Below are 15,426 nucleotides of genomic sequence, written 5' to 3'. Positions count from 1 at the left end.
ACAGCATTATTCCCGGCATTATTCAAACGCCGGATTCGCTGGCCCAGAGGTCTCGGCAAAGGACGTCGCCAAGTGATCCATCACCCGGCGCAGCCGCGCGGTGTGCCGCAGGTCCTTGTGAGTGACCATCCACACTTCATAAGGCTTGCTGGCGGTGCGCGACGGCCAGATTCGCTCGAGGCCGTCGCGCAGCCCCATCTCGATGGGTATCTCGCTGATGCCCAGGCCCTGGGCGATCGAGCGTCGGACCATCAGGCTGGAATTCACGGCCATCACCACCCGCGCCTGGTCCATCGGCTCATCCAGCAAGGTCGGCTGCGGCCGATCCCGCCAGTACGGCTCGTACATGACCAGGTCATGGCCCTTGAAGCCGGTGCCCGGCTCGGGCACGCCATGGCGCTCCAGGTACTCCCGGGCGGCGAACAGGCCCATCGGCCATTGCGCCAGCTTGCGCAGGATCAGGTCCGGGTTGTCCGGACGCTGGTTCCTGATGGCGACATCGGTTTCGCGCCGCGACAAGTTGACCACTTCGGAGGTGCTGTTGAGGACGATGCTGATATCGGGATGTGCAAGGTGCAGTGCCTTGAGCGCCGGAATCACGAAGTCACAGGCCAGGGAGTCGGTGGTGGAGATCCGCACCTCACCGGCCAGCTCGTTATCCATCCCCCGCGTACGCCGGGTCAGCTCCAGCGCTGCCTGCTCCATTTTCCCGGCCATTTCGAAGGCCATCTCACCGACGCTGGTCAGTTGATAGCCGGCTGGCGTGCGCAGGAACAGCGTCGATCCCAGGTCCGTCTCCATGGCCGCGATACGTCGCCCTACCGTGGCCTGGTCCACCCGCAGCACCCGCGCGGCACGGCGCAAGGTCAGCTCACGCCCAAGGGCCAGCAGTACCCGCGCATCATCCCAGTTCATTCAGATTTCCCCATGAAGAATCGTTGCAACACAGCTTCGCAAAATCGCCGCGCGCCGGCACCAGCCCGCTTGCGTAACCTTTGCCCACCCCAGCCCGAACGGCTGGCACCCACTTTCTCAGGACCTATCCATGAACCATTCCCCTGGTGCGCCAGACGCGCAAATGACTGTCATCGAGATTACCCGGCCGGGTGATCCACACGTATTGCAACCCACACCCAGGCCCGTACCCGAACCGGGTCCACGGGACGTGCTGATCCGGGTTCACGCCGCCGGCGTCAACGGCCCCGACCTGCTGCAGCGCAAGGGACTCTACGACCCGCCCGCGGGCGCTTCGGACATTCCGGGCCTGGAGATTGCCGGGCAAATCGCCGCCCTGGGCAGCGAAGTGACGCGCTTCGCGGTGGGCGATCCGGTGATCGCACTGGTCACCGGTGGCGGTTATGCGCAATACGCCGTCGCCGATGAGCGCACGACTATACCGCTGCCCAGCGGCCTGTCGATGGTCGAAGCGGCCGCACTGCCCGAGACCTTCATGACCGTCTGGGTCAACCTGTTCCAGCGTGGTCAGTTCAAGGCCGGCGAGTCGTTGCTGATCCATGGCGGCGCTTCCGGCATCGGCACCACGGCGACCATGCTGGCCAGGGCCCTTGGCGCCTCGAAGATCTTCACCACGGTCGGTAACCCGCAGCAGCAGGCGGCGAGCCTGGCACTGGGAGCCGACGTCGCCATCAATTACCACCAGCAGGACTTCGTCGAACAGGTCATGCTCGGAACCGACCAGCGTGGGGTGGACGTCATCGTCGACATCATTGCCGGGGACTATGTGGCGCGCAATTTCCAGGCCGCGGCGATGAACGCCAGGATCGTGCAGATCGGCGTAGCCAAGGGCCCGGCGACCCAGGTCGACCTGTTCCCGATGCTGGTCAAGCGTCTCACCCACATGGGTTCGACCCTGCGTTCGCGCAGCCCTGACGACAAGGCCGGGATCATCGCCGACCTTGAGTCCCGGGTCTGGCCGCATGTCCAGAGCGGCGCCGTCAAGCCACTGATCTTCAGGACCTTCGACCTGGAAGACGCCGCCCAGGCCCACGCCCTGATGGAGTCCGGCCAGCACATCGGCAAGGTGGTGCTGACCGTGGCCCACTAGGCCCGGTGCCCTGGCCGGCAACCTGGCTACGGCTCCTGGAGTCCGGGCACGGCGTCCAATTCGCCGTTGCGCACCGCCACCTTGATGGCTTGCGCGGTGGTGCTGGCGCCCAGGCGCCGACGCGCCGCCCGCAGGTGGTTTTCCACGGTGCGCCCGGATAATCCCAGCGTCACGGCGATATCGGCCTGGCGCTTGCCCGCGGCGGTCCAGGCCAGCACTTCGCGTTCACGCTCGGACAGCTGCCTGGGCTGGTCGCTGGCAGCCACGTCCAGTAACCGGCGCGCCGCAAGAAACGCCGCGCTGGCAACACTTCCCAGCATCAGCCGTGCCCTGGGGCTGCTGTCGATCCGCTCGCCTCCCAGGCTCATGGCGCCCTCCAGGCCCAGGGGCCCGAACACCGGCACCTGCAAACCGTGGGGGCCATTGCCCTGGGGCCGGCGAACCACACGGTAGCGGTCTGCGATCTTGGTCCAGAAGAACGGCTCGCGCGCCTCGAGGATATGCCGGGTGACCGGGCAGCGTTGCACGTAGGTGGCGGCATCGACCGCCTGGCCCTCGCCCAGCCAGTCGCCTTCGACCCAGTAGATGCGCTCGACCACTTCGTCCCTGGCCGACGAGGCGGAAAACAGCACGAAACGGTCATACCCCAAAGGCCCGGCCAGGCCCCGCACGACCGCCTGGATCGAGGGCAGCGCCGTGGCGCGCTCCAGCTCCAGGACAGCGTGCAGGGCGGCTTCAGCGGGGGTCGGCGTCACCCGGCCGTCACCGCTTGCAGCAACGCCGTGGCGGCCAGCTTGCCCAGGGCGTTGCCGGCCAGCGGACTGTCGCCCGTGAGCAGCTTGCGATCCTGGTGCACCGCGCCGGAAATGTCCTGATTGAGGATCTCGATGCCCAGGGCGGTCAACTGCTCGCCGAACTTCCAGGTCAGGTGGCCGGGCATGTAGCCAATGTCGGGCGTCTTGGCATCCAGAGCATCGGGGAATGCGCAGATCCGGTAGCCGTTGAACAGGCAGCTGTCCCTGGTTTCACCGAGCCCGGCCGCCAGCAGTGCCGCGGGGCCATGACACAAGGAGATGACGAACTTGTCGTTGGCCATGGCCCATTGCAGCAGCTTTTTCACCTCGGCACTTTCGGGCAGGCCAATCAGCGCGCCATGGCCACCGGGGATGAACACCCCGATGTAGTCCGAATCCTCGCCCAGCGCCTTGTCGAGGACCTCGGCCAGCTTCAGCGGCTGCTTGAACTGATCGCGGTACTTGGCATACAGGCCTTTGACTTCCACATCCTCAGAGGGCATGGCCCAGAACTCGAACTTGACCGGGTTGCCCGACAAGGTGGCGATGTCAAAACCGAACCCGGCCTTGTCCAGGTGGTACATGGGCAGCAGGGTTTCCACCGGATGATTGCCGGTGGAGAACATACTGCCGTTGTCGGTCAGCAGGTAACGCTCGTCCGCACCGATCACCAGCACCTTCCAGCGGCCACCGGTGTAGGGCCGCTGGTAGTCGGCACCACTGAGGTCGGAATGGGCGGAGGTGAATTGGCTCAACGAATAGGGCGAGGGGAAAAACGCGTTATCCTCGGCGGGATCCGGCGTCGGGCGTTTGTCGTCAGTGGGGGTATGGCTCATGGCTTGCTCCATTGTGCTGGACGATTTCCATCATCATTGTAGGAAAACGCAACAGCAGCAATGAGGGTTTTCCCTCAATCGGAGTGGTTCAGCCGGCTGGAACCCAGGGCGCACCGCCCAGCTCGATGGCTCCCTGCCCCTTCGACGCGAGCACAAATCTCAGGCATAAAAAAAGCCACTCGATTGAGTGGCTTTTTCGAATTTGGAGCGGGAAACGAGACTCGAACTCGCGACCCCGACCTTGGCAAGGTCGTGCTCTACCAACTGAGCTATTCCCGCATCGTCTTGGTGTTGCGCATTCTATAGAAATCAGAATGCACGTCAACCCCTTGATTCAAAAATACTTATTTTTTTTCACCATCGATTTTCAGGTGCGGCCAGGCAGCTCGCAGGTACTGCAGCATCGACCACAGGGTCAGGCCGGCCGCCACCAGCAGCAAGGCGTAGCCCAGCAGCACCCAGAAGCTGAAGTCCGAGGGGTTGGCCAGCAGGATCACCAGCGCGAGCATCTGCGCTGCGGTTTTCCATTTGCCCATGTTGGACACGGCCACCTGCGCCCGGGCGCCGATTTCGGCCATCCACTCGCGCAAGGCCGAGACCACGATCTCGCGCCCGATGATCACCGCCGCCGGCAGGGTCAGCCACAGGTTGCCGTGCTCCTGGACCAGCAGCACCAGGGCTACCGCCACCATCAGCTTGTCGGCCACGGGATCGAGAAACGCGCCGAACGGCGTGCTCTGTTGCAGACGTCGTGCAAGATACCCATCCAGCCAATCGGTAGCGGCCGCAAAGGCAAATACCGAGCTGGCCGCCATGTAGCTCCAGCTGTAAGGCATGTAGAACAGCAATATGAAGATCGGGATGAGCAGGACGCGTAGAACGGTGATCAGATTAGGGATATTCATCGGCACAACTGGCTACGAGGTGATTGGGCATTCTACTCGCTGTGCAGGTTTGCATAAATCAACTCTGCGAGCTTTTTACTGATTCCCGGTGCCTTGGCGATCTCATCGATGCTGGCACGGGACAATTCCTGCAATCCACCAAAGTGCTTGAGCAGGTCTCGCCGGCGCGTCGGACCGACCCCCGCAACCCCTTCCAGGGTCGAGGTACGCCGGGTCTTGCCGCGCCGGGCACGGTGGCCGGTGATCGCGAAGCGGTGGGCCTCATCGCGAATCTGCTGGATCAGGTGCAATGCGGGCGAGTCCCCCTTGAGGGTGAATTCGTGGGCCGCGTCATTGAGGTACAGCGTTTCGAAACCGGCCTTGCGGGTCGTGCCCTTGGCCACGCCGAGGAGAATCAGGTCCGGCACCGCCAGTTCATTGAGCACATCGCGAGCCATGGACAACTGGCCCTTGCCGCCGTCCACCAGGAGGATATCCGGCAGCTTGCCCTCGCCGTCCTTGAGCTTGCTGAAGCGTCGGGTCAGGGCCTGGTGCATGGCCGCGTAATCATCGCCGGCGGTGACGCCCTCGATATTGTAGCGGCGGTAGTCGGACTTCAGCGGCCCTTCGGGCCCGAACACCACGCAGGAAGCCACGGTGGCCTCGCCGCTGGAATGGCTGATGTCGTAGCACTCGAGGCGCTGCGGAGGTTCGTCCAGGTTCAGGACCTCGGCCAGGGCCTCGAAACGCGCGGCCACATGCTGACGATTCGCCAGGCGCGCACTCAGGGCCTGCTCGGCATTGGTCACCGCCAGTTGCTGCCAACGCGCCCGGGTGCCTCGGACCCTGTGGCTGATGGTCAGTTCACGACCGCGCAACTCGTCGATGGCGGCGATCAGGATCGGGAAGTCTTCGTGGGTCACGTTGACGATCAACTCGGTCGGCAGGTCGCGTTCCGGGCTGCTGACGAAATACTGCCCCAGGAACGCCAGCATGACTTGCGCCACGTCTTCCTCGATGCCCACCTGGGGGAAAAAGTTCTTGCTGCCCAGCACGCGCCCGCCACGTACGCTGATCAGGTGCACGCAGGCGCCGCCCGGGTTGACGAAAGCCGCCAGCACATCGACGTCGCCAGTCCCGCCTTCCATGCTCTGCTGGTCCTGGACCCGGCGCAGCAGGCTGATCTGGTCGCGCAGTTCGGCGGCCTTCTCGAAGTCCAGGGTACTGGCGGCGGCTTCCATGGCGCTGGACAGCTCGTCGGTCAGGGCATTGCTGCGCCCCTCCAGGAACATCACCGAGTGGCGCACGTCCTCGGCGTAGACCTCGGGCTCCACCAACCCCACACAGGGCCCCTTGCAGCGCTTGATCTGGTACTGCAGGCAAGGTCGGGTGCGGTTCTTGTAATAGCTGTCCTCGCACTGGCGGACCAGGAAGGTCTTCTGCAACAGGCTCAGGCTTTCGCGAATGGCACCGGCACTGGGATAGGGGCCGAAATACTTGCCCTTCTGCTTCTTCGCGCCGCGATGGATGCTGAAGCGTGGAAAGGCGCCATCGGACAGGAAGACATAAGGGTAGGACTTGTCGTCGCGCAGGAGGATGTTGTACGGCGGCCGCCACTCCTTGATCAGGGTCTGCTCCAGCAGCAGCGCCTCGGTCTCGTTGGCGGTGATGGTGGTCTCGATCTGGGCGATCCGCGCCACCAGGGCAGCGGTCTTGGGTGCCTGGCCGGTCTTGCGGAAGTAGCTGGACAGGCGGTTCTTCAGGTTCTTGGCTTTACCGACGTAGAGCAGGCGCGCATCGCTGTCGAACATGCGATACACACCGGGGCGGCCACTGCAGGTAGAAAGAAAGGCGCTGGGATCAAACAGGTCGGTCATTGTTCAGAGGCTGGCATCGACCATGCCGTGGCGAACCGCCAACAGCGTCAACTCGACATCGCTGCTGATCGAGAGCTTCTCGAAAATCCGATAACGGTAGGTGTTCACGGTTTTCGGCGACAGGCACAGCTTGTCGGAGATGATCTGTACCTTCTGGCAGCCGACAATCATCAGCGCAATCTGGATCTCCCGTTCCGACAAGGCGTCGAACGGCGATTCACTGGAGGGCTGGAACGATTTGAATACCAACTGCTGGGCGATCTGCGGGCTGATGTAGCGCTGGCCGGCGAAGACCAGGCGAATGGCCTGGACCATTTCGTTGAGGCCCGCGCCCTTGGTGAGATAACCCGCCGCACCCGCTTGCAGCAATCGGGTAGGAAAGGGATCTTCCTCGCAGACAGTCACCGCCACGACCTTGATGTCCGGATGACTGCGCAGCAACTTGCGTGTGGCTTCAAGCCCACCGATCCCTGGCATCTTGACGTCCATCAGGACCACGTCGGGTTTCAACTCCCGCGCCTTGAGCAGGGATTCCTCTCCCGACTCCGCCTGCCCGACTACTTGCAGGCCATCGATGTCAGCCAGCATTCGTGTAATGCCCGTACGAACGAGATCGTGGTCATCGACTACTAGCACCCTAATCAAGCAGACACCTCGCGAAATGGTCTTTACAGGTTGCCGGACACCTTAGCAAAAAAGCGCCGTACAAACCTAATCACAAGCGCTATTAAAAACACTTCGCCACAGAATCAGAGTGGCGGCAGGGCTCGCCTCGACGTAGCCCTCTGGCCTCAGGGCTCGGCGGCCTGGGGCTTTTTCCTGGGGGCCTGGGCCTGCGACAACTCGGCCAGGGTGGCCGTCAACCGGCAGATTGCATCCTGATCTCCCTTGAACAGCGCCCGATAGCAGTCAAGCACCTTTTCCTCGGTTCGGCTCAACTGACCGACCTGGATCGGCGTCCGGCTGCCGGTCAGCACATACAGTACGTCCACTCCCCTGGCGGCCACCCGGGACAGGTAGTCCGCCTTGGGTGCCCGATCGCCATTTTCGTATTTACCCTGGGCGTTGGCTTCCACCCCGCCGATTTCACCAAAAACTTTTTGCGACAGTCCAAGGCGTTCTCGCTCCTGCCTCAACCGCGAACCGATTCCACTCATTTGGATGTATGATCCCATCAGATACACCCCAAGAGGGTGTTATACTCTTCAAGCTTTGAACAAAATTGAACGGTTTTGAACTATGCCCGGTATCCGCACTGCCGCACAAGCCAAGGCCTGGCTGGAACACCAAGGAAAATCGGTTCAACAGTTCGCACGCGAACACGGCGTTGATCCGGCCACCACCTATCAGGTATTGGCGGGCCGCAAGAAAGGCAAGCGAGGGGAAGCACACAAGGTTGCGGTGTTGCTGGGAATGAAGGACGGCATCATCCTCGATGAAATGCCCGCAGCAGATCCCGCCCTGGGCTGACCCCTTCCCTTTCTATTCGCCCCTGGCCGACGCGCCATTTCCTGCCGCCGTCGTGCGTTCCATTCGCCAGAAGCATTCATCGGCCCCTACCACCTGCAGCCCCACACGTTCATACAAGCGCTGTGCCGGGTTGCCCTTGAACACGGTCAAGCGCAACAGCCCCCGACGTTCCTGCCGCGCCATCTCCAGCACCTGCCCCAAGGCCCAGGTTCCGGCACCCTGCCCGCGCCAGGCTTGCAGTACATGCAACTCGCGGATGTAGAGCGCCCGCAGATCACGGCTCAGGCTGACGAAGCCCAGCACCTCGCCACCCTGGCAGATCAGCAGGTTTTCACGTCCCGCCCAGGCCACATCGAAGGCCTCGTCGAGCCATAACAGATCATGGCGAATGTAATAACGCAGCATGGTGGAACGGGTCAGCTCCCGGGCAAACGCCAGGTCCGACTCGGTGGCCGGACGCAACTGGAACCCGCTCATCGCCCGACCGACAGCACTTCAGCCTGCCAATGCGCGGCATCACCGCGAACCACCAGCAGCGCTTCACCGGGCCCCTCTACCGCCGCCAGCAACTCCCCTCCAGGGCCCCAGGCCGCACTGCGCCCGGCACAGGTCCAACCGCCACTGGGCCCGCCATGGTTGGCCATCAGCACCAGCAGCCCATGCTCGCGGGCGTATCCCTGCAGCAGCGCGCTATCGGCGGCGTATCCGCCTTCGCTGATCAGTACGCCAGCGGCATAGATGCCAGCTCCTGCATCTGCCGCTGCCTGTACATGACTGGCGTGACAGAAGTCCGCACAGACCGCCAGCGCGACTGTGTGCTCTGCACAGGACCAGGGTGCACCCCCATTGCCTGCGACAAAATAGTGCTCCTCCCCAGGATGCAGGTGCTGTTTGCTGTAGACCGCCAACGAACCGTCGGCTCCCAGCACCAGCGCACCGATCGACACGGGGCCCGCTTCATTCAGGCGCATCGGCACTCCAACCACGGCCGTAATCCCCAGCTCACGAGCCAGATCACGCAAGGGTTGCAGCACGGGCGAATCCGGAGCCAGCGCCAGCTTGGCCGCCAGCTGTGGTTCGTAGCCGGTCAGCGACAGCTCTGGAAACACCAGCAACTGCACACCTTGGGCCGCCGCCAGCTGCATCAGGCGCTGGTGCCCGGCGAGGTTGGCCGGCAAATCGCCAGCAATGGCCACCGACTGGGCGGCGGCAAGGGTCAGCAGGGTCATGGGTGGTCCTTCCTGGGCAGGGCATGGAGGCAGGCAAGCGAGTATGGCGAGTGTCGCACAAAACCCTGCGCGGCTTTATCCATGGTCCAGGCTCCCAAGCGTCATTGAAATTACTGATTGAATCGCCGCCCCAGCCTCTAGTAAGCTCGCTGCACTTCACGGAGAAACCCCATGCTGTCCCAGACCCTTTCCCTGCATCCCCACACCGCCAGCGCACTGCGTTCGGTTGCGGCTGCCCGGGTCAACGGCGGCGCTGTGGCGAACTTTTATTTTGGGTATTGGTTTAGCCACTGGCGCGCCTGATACCCAACCGGCGCCCATGTAAACGGGTCGCCCACCAGAGAAATCTAAACCCCCGGTCGGCCTCCCGACCGGGGGTTTTGTTTTTTCCGGCACTGCGTTTTCAACCACAACTTTCAGCGACACACCGAACTTACCGAGGATTGCACCATGAACTACGCCACCTATTACCGTCACGACATGTTTTGCGCCTGGCGATTTAGCAGCCTCCGCTCGGGACAGCCTGCCGCCTCCGATCGGTCACCTACTGGTGGCAATTGCACACTCATGGCCAGTACGGCCAATTGTCGAACACCCCAGTAGGGCCGCGCGCGGGGCACAAACCCGCCGCCCGCCCAGGAAGACCGCACATGAACTCGTCCGTATCCGCTCTGCCCCTGTCCGCCCACGTCAGCGCCAATGAAACCCTGACCCAGCGCCTGCCCAGCTCCCTGGAACTCAAGCAGCACCTGCCCCTGTCCACGGCCCTGAGCAAGCAAGTCATCGCCCACCGCCAGGCGGTGCGCGCCATCCTCGAAGGTCGCGACCAGCGCTTGCTGGTAGTAGTCGGCCCCTGCTCCATCCACGACCCGCAATCAGCCCTGGAATACGCCGCCAACCTGGCGCGCCTGTCCGCTGAAGTGAGCGACCAGATGTTGCTGGTGATGCGCGCCTACGTGGAAAAGCCCCGCACCACCGTCGGCTGGAAAGGCCTGGCCTACGATCCGCACCTGGATGGCAGCGACGACATGGCCGGTGGCCTGGCCCTGTCCCGGGAACTGATGCGCGAGATGCTGCGCCTGGGCCTGCCGATCGCCACCGAGCTACTGCAACCCATGGCCGCCGGCTACTTCGACGATCTCTTGAGCTGGGTCGCCATCGGTGCACGTACCACCGAATCGCAGATCCACCGGGAGATGGCCAGTGGCCTGGAGATGCCCGTAGGCTTCAAGAACGGCACCGACGGCGGTGTCGCCATCGCCTGCGACGCCATGCGCTCCGCGGCCCACCCGCACCGCCACTTCGGCGTCGACAGCCAGGGCCATCCGGCGATCATCCAGACTCCGGGCAATCCCGACACCCACCTGGTGCTGCGCGGCGGCCACCGCGGACCGAACTACGACCGCCAGAGCGTGGCCCAGGTCCAGCACGACCTGCATAAACTGAATATCCCGGCACGCATCATGGTCGACTGCAGCCACGCCAACAGCGGCAAGGACCCGGCGCGCCAGCCGGCCGTGTTCAACGAGGTGCTGGAGCAACGCCTGCAGGGTGACACCTCGCTGATCGGCGTGATGCTCGAAAGCCATCTGTTCGAAGGCTGCCAACCCCTGAGCGCCAACCTGCGCTACGGCGTGTCGGTAACCGACGGTTGCCTGGGCTGGGACACCACCGAGCAGCTGCTGGGCAACGCCGCCCGGCAACTGCGAGCACAGGCCGCCAGTGCCTGAGTACCGCCCGCCGCCACTGTCGCACACTGTGCCAGCGGCGGCGGGCGGGTGCCCGGCAGCACCACGCCGACAGTCGCAACAGCAACGGCTTGAAGGAACTTTGACGAGAAATGGCCACCTGAATCCGGTAGGCTCTGCACTTTCTTGAAAGGAGCAATTCCCATGGCCAAAGCCACTGCCCGTCACATCCTGGTTGCCAGCGAAGCCAAGTGCAACGAACTCAAAGCCGAAATCGAAGCCGGCGCCGACTTCGCCGAAGTCGCAAAAAACAACTCCACCTGCCCGTCCAGCCGCGACGGCGGCAACCTGGGTTCTTTCGGACCAGGCCAGATGGTCAAGGAATTCGATACCGTGGTCTTCAGCGCCCCGGTCAACGTGGTCCAGGGCCCGGTGAAGACCCAGTTCGGCTACCACCTGCTGGAAGTCACCAGCCGCCAGGACTGATCCTCTCGCGATCGAGTCTCTCCAACGGCCCGCCTCTCGGTGGGCCGTTGCCTTTATGAAAGTTGTACGTGCACTACGAGCGTGGCTGGCCAGTCACGCAGCGCTAGCGTACAAATCGTGGTCATCGTTCCCCCGGCTCGTAAGGCTGACAATGCGACTGCTTTTCCCCTCCGTACTGCTCACCACCCTTCTGCTGGGCGCCATGGGTGCCCAGGCCGCACCGCAACACGCCATGACGGTCTACGGCGAACCGGCCCGGTATTCCCAGGGCTTCAGCCACTTCGACTACGTCGACCCCCTGGCCCCCAAAGGCGGGACCCTGCGCCGCTCGGCCATCGAGATCGGCCGCTTCGACCATGTACTGCCCTATATCGACAAGGGCATCGGCGTATCCCAGCTCGATGGCCTGGTGTACGCCCCCCTGGCCCAGCGCTCGCTGGACGAACCCTATACCGTCTACGGCCTGGTGGCCGAGAAGATGGAACGCGCCGACGACGGCCTGTGGCTGCGCTTCTACCTCAATCCCAAGGCGCGCTTCGCCGACGGCACGCCCATCACCGCCGAAGACGTGCGCTACAGCTACGACCTGCTGATGACCCAGGGCAGCATTCGCTACCGCACCCAGTTCGCCGATGTCAGCGGCGTCACCGTGGAATCGCCACGGATCATTCGCTTCGACTTCAAGAGCAACGAGAACCGTACCCTGCCCCTGGATATCGCGACCCTGCCGGTGTTTCCCGAGCACTGGTGGAAGAGTCGCGACTTCGCCAACGGCGGCGGCTATGAAGCGCCCCTGGGCAGCGGCCCCTATCGCGTGGGCAAGGTGGATTCGGGCAACAGCATCACCTTCATCCGCAACCCCGACTGGTGGGGCAAGGACCTGCCAGTCAGTCGCGGCCTGTACAACTTCGATCACTTCAGTGTCGAGTACTTCGGCGACATCGACGTTGCCCGACAGGTGCTGCGCGGCGGGGCTTACGACTACAACCGCGAATTCTCCGCCACCGGCTACTCCATCGGCTACGACAGCCCGGCGCTGAACGACGGCCGCCTGCAAAAGGCCCACCTGGCGCAATCGGCACCACAACCGGCCCAGGGCTATGTGTTCAACCTCGACCGCCCGATGTTCCAGGACCGCCGCACCCGGCAGGCCCTGGCCATGCTCTGGGACTTCGAATGGAGCAACCGGCAGATGATGCGCAACCTTTACATCCGCCAGCAGAGCTTCTTCTCCAATACGCCGCTGGCGGCCCGCAGCCTGCCGGACGCCGAGGAACTGACGATCCTCGAACCCCTGCGCGGGCAGATTCCCGATGAAGTCTTCACCCAGGTGTTCGAAGCGCCGAAGACCGATGGCAGCGGCGTCCTGCGCGACAAGCAGCTGCAGGCCCTGGCCCTGCTGGAACAGGCCGGCTGGAAGCCCGAGGGCGACAAGCTGGTGAATGCCCAGGGCGAGCCCCTGGCGTTCACTTTCCTGATCACCCAGGGCTCCATCGAACGCCTGCTGCTGCCCTACAAGCGCAACCTGGCGCAGATCGGCATCACCCTGAACATCCGCCGCATCGACTCCGCGCAGTACGTCAATCGCCTGATGGCCCGGGACTACGACATGATCGTCACCGGCTACCCGGTGACCACTTCGCCGGGGCTGGAGCTGTACAACTACTTCGGCTCGGCCGCAGCCAACGACCCGGGCTCGAACAACCTCATGGTGCTCAAGAACCCGGCGGTGGACACCCTGGTCAACGGCCTGGTCAGGGCCACCAGCCAGCCGGAGATGCTGCGCTACGCCCATGCCCTGGACCGGGTGCTGCAATGGAACTACTACTGGATCGCCAACTACTACCCGCCCGGCACCTCCACCGTCTGGTGGAACCGCTTCGGCCGGCCCAAGGTGGCAGCCAGCAACGACGAGGCCATCGAGACCTGGTGGGAAGTCAGCCCCAGCCCCCTGACCAATGAACAGATGGCCGCCGAGCTGGCGCGCCGTGGCAAACCCGGAGGGCGTCGCTGATGCCGGCCTATATCCTGCGGCGCCTGCTGCTGATCATCCCGACCCTGCTGATCATCCTCCTGGTGAACTTCGTCATCGTCCAGGCCGCCCCCGGAGGACCGGTGGAACAGGCCATCGCCCGCCTGCAAGGCATCGGTGGCGCAGGCGTCGGCGGGTCTGCCGATGCCATGAGCAGCAGCGGCTCGCGAGCCAGCCGCGGCCTGGACCCCAAGCTGATCCAGGACATCGAGAAGCAGTACGGTTTCGACAAGCCGGCCCATGAACGCCTGTGGCTGATGCTCAAGAGCTACGCCCAACTGGACTTCGGCAAGAGCTTCTTCCGCGGCGCCACGGTCACCGACCTGATCCTGGAAAAGATGCCGGTGACCATCTCCCTGGGCCTGTGGGCGACCCTGATCACCTACCTTGTGTCGATCCCCTTAGGGATTCGCAAGGCGGTGCGCCATGGCAGCCATTTCGACATCTGGAGCAGCACCGCGATCATCATCGGCTACGCCATGCCCGCCTTCCTGTTCGCCATGTTCCTGATCGTGCTGTTCGCCGGCGGCACCTCGCTGAACTGGTTCCCGGTGCGCGGCCTGGTCTCCGACGATTTCGACCAGCTGAGCACCCTGGGCAAGGTCGCCGACTACTTCTGGCACCTGGTGCTGCCGGTGACCTCCCTGGTGATCGGCGGGTTCGCCACCCTGACCATCCTGACCAAGAACTCCTTTCTCAACGAGATCACCCGCCAGTACGTGGTCACCGCCCGGGCCAAGGGCCTGAGCGAACGCCGGGTCCTGTATGGCCATGTGTTTCGCAACGCCATGCTGCTGGTGGTCTCGGGGATTCCCCAAGCCTTCATCAGCGTGTTCTTCGCCGGCTCCCTGCTGATCGAGGTGATCTTCTCCCTCGACGGCCTGGGGCGCATGAGCTACGAAGCCGCCGTATCCCGTGACTACCCGGTGGTGTTCGGCTCGCTGTTCATCTTCACCCTGTTCGGCCTCTTGATAAAACTCATCGGCGACCTGTGCTACACCCTGGTCGACCCGCGCATCGACTTCGCCGCGAGGAACGCCTGATGTTCAAGCTCTCCCCGCTGGGACGCCGACGCCTGGACCGTTTCAAGCAGAACCGCCGCGGCTGGTGGTCGCTGTGGCTGTTCATCGGCCTGTTCATCCTGACCCTGGGCGGCGAGCTGATCGCCAATGACAAGCCGCTGGTGGTCAGCTACCAAAGCTCCTTGTACTTCCCGGTGTTCAAGCGCTACACCGAGCAGCAGTTCGGTGGCCAGCTGCCGTTCCAAGCCGACTATCGCAGCGACTACGTGCAACAGCTGATCCGCAAGGACGGCGGCTGGCTGCTGTTCCCGCCGATCCCCTTCAGCGAGGACACCCCCAACTACGACCTGAGCCGCCCTGCCCCCAGCCCGCCCACTGCAGTCAACTGGCTGGGCACCGACGACCAGGCGCGCGATGTCCTGGCGCGGGTCATCTATGGTGCCCGGGTGTCGATCCTGTTCGCCCTGGCCTTGACCGCCATCAGCGCCCTGGTCGGCATCGGCGCCGGGGCCTTGCAAGGCTACTACGGCGGCTGGGTCGACCTCTTGGGCCAACGGCTGCTGGAAGTCTGGTCGGGGCTGCCGGTGCTGTACCTGCTGATCATCCTGTCGGGGTTCGTCGAGCCAAACTTCTGGTGGCTGCTGGGAATCATGGCGCTGTTTTCCTGGCTGGCCCTGGTGGACGTGGTCCGCGCCGAGTTCCTGCGCGGGCGCAACCTGGAGTACGTCAAGGCCGCCCGGGCCCTGGGCTTGAGCGACCGCAAGGTGATCCTGCGGCACATCCTGCCCAATGCGATGAACGCCACCCTGAGCTACCTGCCGTTCATCCTCACCGGCGCCATCTCGACCCTCACCGCCCTGGACTTCCTCGGCTTCGGCATGCCCGCCGGCAGCGCCTCCCTGGGCGAGCTGATCGGCCAGGGCAAGCAGAACCTGCAGGCGCCCTGGCTGGGGCTGACGGCCTTTTTCACCCTGGCGCTGATCCTCTCGCTGCTGGTGTTCATCGGCGAGGCCCTGCGCGATGCCTTTGATCCACGATCCTGA

16 protein-coding genes and 1 tRNA gene are annotated in these 15,426 nt (G+C 63.8%); 7 read left to right on the top strand and 10 right to left on the bottom strand.

The features are described 5' to 3' along the window. Positions 1-18: 18 nt before the first annotated feature. Positions 19-915, bottom strand: coding sequence for a LysR family transcriptional regulator (locus LGQ10_RS00540; protein ID WP_226524313.1), 897 nt, complete (start codon positions 913-915; stop codon positions 19-21). Positions 916-1,078: 163 nt separating this feature from the next. On the opposite strand from LGQ10_RS00540, the gene LGQ10_RS00535 reads away from it, so the two are divergent. Beyond that, on the top strand, positions 1,079-2,065 hold the full coding sequence (locus LGQ10_RS00535; protein ID WP_226526067.1) for an NAD(P)H-quinone oxidoreductase: 987 nt from the start codon (positions 1,079-1,081) through the stop codon (positions 2,063-2,065). A gap of 26 nt (positions 2,066-2,091) precedes the next feature. Here LGQ10_RS00535 and LGQ10_RS00530 read toward each other — a convergent pair whose 3' ends face one another. From LGQ10_RS00530 to LGQ10_RS00500, 7 genes are all read right to left on the bottom strand, one after another. After that, the gene (locus LGQ10_RS00530) at positions 2,092-2,820 is read right to left on the bottom strand and encodes a PA1136 family autoinducer-binding transcriptional regulator (protein WP_226524312.1); all 729 of its coding nucleotides are present in this window, start codon (positions 2,818-2,820) and stop codon (positions 2,092-2,094) included. Next, positions 2,817-3,695: a glyoxalase III HchA gene (gene hchA, locus LGQ10_RS00525; protein WP_058436603.1), complete on the bottom strand. Its 879-nt coding sequence runs from the start codon at positions 3,693-3,695 to the stop codon at positions 2,817-2,819. Before hchA ends, LGQ10_RS00530 begins: the two co-directional genes overlap by 4 nt. Before the next feature lie 203 nt (positions 3,696-3,898). Further along, a tRNA-Gly gene (locus LGQ10_RS00520) sits at positions 3,899-3,974 on the bottom strand. 65 nt (positions 3,975-4,039) lie between these two features. Continuing rightward, positions 4,040-4,600 carry a CDP-diacylglycerol--glycerol-3-phosphate 3-phosphatidyltransferase gene (gene pgsA / locus LGQ10_RS00515; protein ID WP_226524311.1) on the bottom strand — a complete coding sequence of 187 codons (561 nt, stop codon included), beginning with the start codon at positions 4,598-4,600 and terminating at the stop codon, positions 4,040-4,042. Between the two features lie 32 nt (positions 4,601-4,632). Further along, complete coding sequence (gene uvrC, locus LGQ10_RS00510; RefSeq protein WP_058434994.1) at positions 4,633-6,456, bottom strand: excinuclease ABC subunit UvrC; 1,824 nt, start codon at positions 6,454-6,456, stop codon at positions 4,633-4,635. 3 nt (positions 6,457-6,459) lie between these two features. Continuing rightward, on the bottom strand, positions 6,460-7,101 hold the full coding sequence (uvrY, locus tag LGQ10_RS00505; protein WP_031320037.1) for a UvrY/SirA/GacA family response regulator transcription factor: 642 nt from the start codon (positions 7,099-7,101) through the stop codon (positions 6,460-6,462). 146 nt (positions 7,102-7,247) lie between these two features. Beyond that, the gene (locus LGQ10_RS00500; RefSeq protein ID WP_226524310.1) at positions 7,248-7,613 is read right to left on the bottom strand and encodes a helix-turn-helix domain-containing protein; all 366 of its coding nucleotides are present in this window, start codon (positions 7,611-7,613) and stop codon (positions 7,248-7,250) included. A gap of 82 nt (positions 7,614-7,695) precedes the next feature. Here LGQ10_RS00500 and LGQ10_RS00495 point away from each other — a divergent pair, with 82 nt between their 5' ends. Continuing rightward, a complete protein-coding gene (locus tag LGQ10_RS00495) occupies positions 7,696-7,926 on the top strand; it encodes a DNA-binding protein (RefSeq protein WP_058434995.1) in 231 nt (76 codons plus the stop codon). Positions 7,927-7,938: 12 nt separating this feature from the next. Here the strand turns inward: LGQ10_RS00495 and LGQ10_RS00490 are convergent, their stop codons facing one another. Next, positions 7,939-8,403 (bottom strand): GNAT family N-acetyltransferase, encoded by a 465-nt coding sequence (locus LGQ10_RS00490; protein ID WP_226524309.1) that lies wholly within the window; start codon positions 8,401-8,403, stop codon positions 7,939-7,941. After that, the gene (locus tag LGQ10_RS00485) at positions 8,400-9,155 is read right to left on the bottom strand and encodes a carbon-nitrogen hydrolase family protein (protein WP_226524308.1); all 756 of its coding nucleotides are present in this window, start codon (positions 9,153-9,155) and stop codon (positions 8,400-8,402) included. The genes LGQ10_RS00490 and LGQ10_RS00485 overlap by 4 nt, the downstream gene beginning before the upstream one ends. A 650-nt stretch (positions 9,156-9,805) precedes the next feature. Between LGQ10_RS00485 and LGQ10_RS00480 the strand changes: the two genes are divergently transcribed. The 5 genes from LGQ10_RS00480 (at position 9,806) to LGQ10_RS00460 (ending at position 15,426) form a co-directional block, all read left to right on the top strand. After that, positions 9,806-10,885 carry a 3-deoxy-7-phosphoheptulonate synthase gene (locus LGQ10_RS00480; protein WP_226524307.1) on the top strand — a complete coding sequence of 360 codons (1,080 nt, stop codon included), beginning with the start codon at positions 9,806-9,808 and terminating at the stop codon, positions 10,883-10,885. Positions 10,886-11,047: 162 nt separating this feature from the next. After that, a complete protein-coding gene (locus tag LGQ10_RS00475; protein WP_226524306.1) occupies positions 11,048-11,329 on the top strand; it encodes a peptidylprolyl isomerase in 282 nt (93 codons plus the stop codon). Positions 11,330-11,480: 151 nt separating this feature from the next. Beyond that, on the top strand, positions 11,481-13,343 hold the full coding sequence (locus tag LGQ10_RS00470; protein WP_226524305.1) for an extracellular solute-binding protein: 1,863 nt from the start codon (positions 11,481-11,483) through the stop codon (positions 13,341-13,343). Further along, positions 13,343-14,404 carry a microcin C ABC transporter permease YejB gene (locus tag LGQ10_RS00465; protein ID WP_226524304.1) on the top strand — a complete coding sequence of 354 codons (1,062 nt, stop codon included), beginning with the start codon at positions 13,343-13,345 and terminating at the stop codon, positions 14,402-14,404. The genes LGQ10_RS00470 and LGQ10_RS00465 overlap by 1 nt, the downstream gene beginning before the upstream one ends. Further along, on the top strand, positions 14,404-15,426 hold the full coding sequence (locus LGQ10_RS00460; RefSeq protein WP_058437665.1) for an ABC transporter permease: 1,023 nt from the start codon (positions 14,404-14,406) through the stop codon (positions 15,424-15,426). Before LGQ10_RS00465 ends, LGQ10_RS00460 begins: the two co-directional genes overlap by 1 nt.

This window comes from Pseudomonas sp. L5B5 (assembly GCF_020520285.1).
Classification (GTDB): Bacteria; Pseudomonadota; Gammaproteobacteria; order Pseudomonadales; family Pseudomonadaceae; genus Aquipseudomonas.
Note: the sequence above shows the minus strand (reverse complement) of the source record. Positions and strands in the feature narration are given on the sequence as shown.

Bases quoted from the DNA above. Each gene is read 5' to 3' on its own strand.
- LGQ10_RS00540 (WP_226524313.1), bottom strand. From the start codon at position 915: ATGAACTGGGATGATGCGCGGGTACTGCTGGCCCTTGGGCGTGAGCTG.
- LGQ10_RS00535 (WP_226526067.1), top strand. From the start codon at position 1,079: ATGACTGTCATCGAGATTACCCGGCCGGGTGATCCACACGTATTGCAA.
- hchA (WP_058436603.1), bottom strand. From the start codon at position 3,695: ATGAGCCATACCCCCACTGACGACAAACGCCCGACGCCGGATCCCGCC.
- pgsA (WP_226524311.1), bottom strand. From the start codon at position 4,600: ATGAATATCCCTAATCTGATCACCGTTCTACGCGTCCTGCTCATCCCG.
- uvrC (WP_058434994.1), bottom strand. From the start codon at position 6,456: ATGACCGACCTGTTTGATCCCAGCGCCTTTCTTTCTACCTGCAGTGGC.
- LGQ10_RS00500 (WP_226524310.1), bottom strand. From the start codon at position 7,613: ATGAGTGGAATCGGTTCGCGGTTGAGGCAGGAGCGAGAACGCCTTGGA.
- LGQ10_RS00495 (WP_058434995.1), top strand. From the start codon at position 7,696: ATGCCCGGTATCCGCACTGCCGCACAAGCCAAGGCCTGGCTGGAACAC.
- LGQ10_RS00490 (WP_226524309.1), bottom strand. From the start codon at position 8,403: ATGAGCGGGTTCCAGTTGCGTCCGGCCACCGAGTCGGACCTGGCGTTT.
- LGQ10_RS00485 (WP_226524308.1), bottom strand. From the start codon at position 9,155: ATGACCCTGCTGACCCTTGCCGCCGCCCAGTCGGTGGCCATTGCTGGC.
- LGQ10_RS00480 (WP_226524307.1), top strand. From the start codon at position 9,806: ATGAACTCGTCCGTATCCGCTCTGCCCCTGTCCGCCCACGTCAGCGCC.
- LGQ10_RS00475 (WP_226524306.1), top strand. From the start codon at position 11,048: ATGGCCAAAGCCACTGCCCGTCACATCCTGGTTGCCAGCGAAGCCAAG.
- LGQ10_RS00470 (WP_226524305.1), top strand. From the start codon at position 11,481: ATGCGACTGCTTTTCCCCTCCGTACTGCTCACCACCCTTCTGCTGGGC.
- LGQ10_RS00465 (WP_226524304.1), top strand. From the start codon at position 13,343: ATGCCGGCCTATATCCTGCGGCGCCTGCTGCTGATCATCCCGACCCTG.
- LGQ10_RS00460 (WP_058437665.1), top strand. From the start codon at position 14,404: ATGTTCAAGCTCTCCCCGCTGGGACGCCGACGCCTGGACCGTTTCAAG.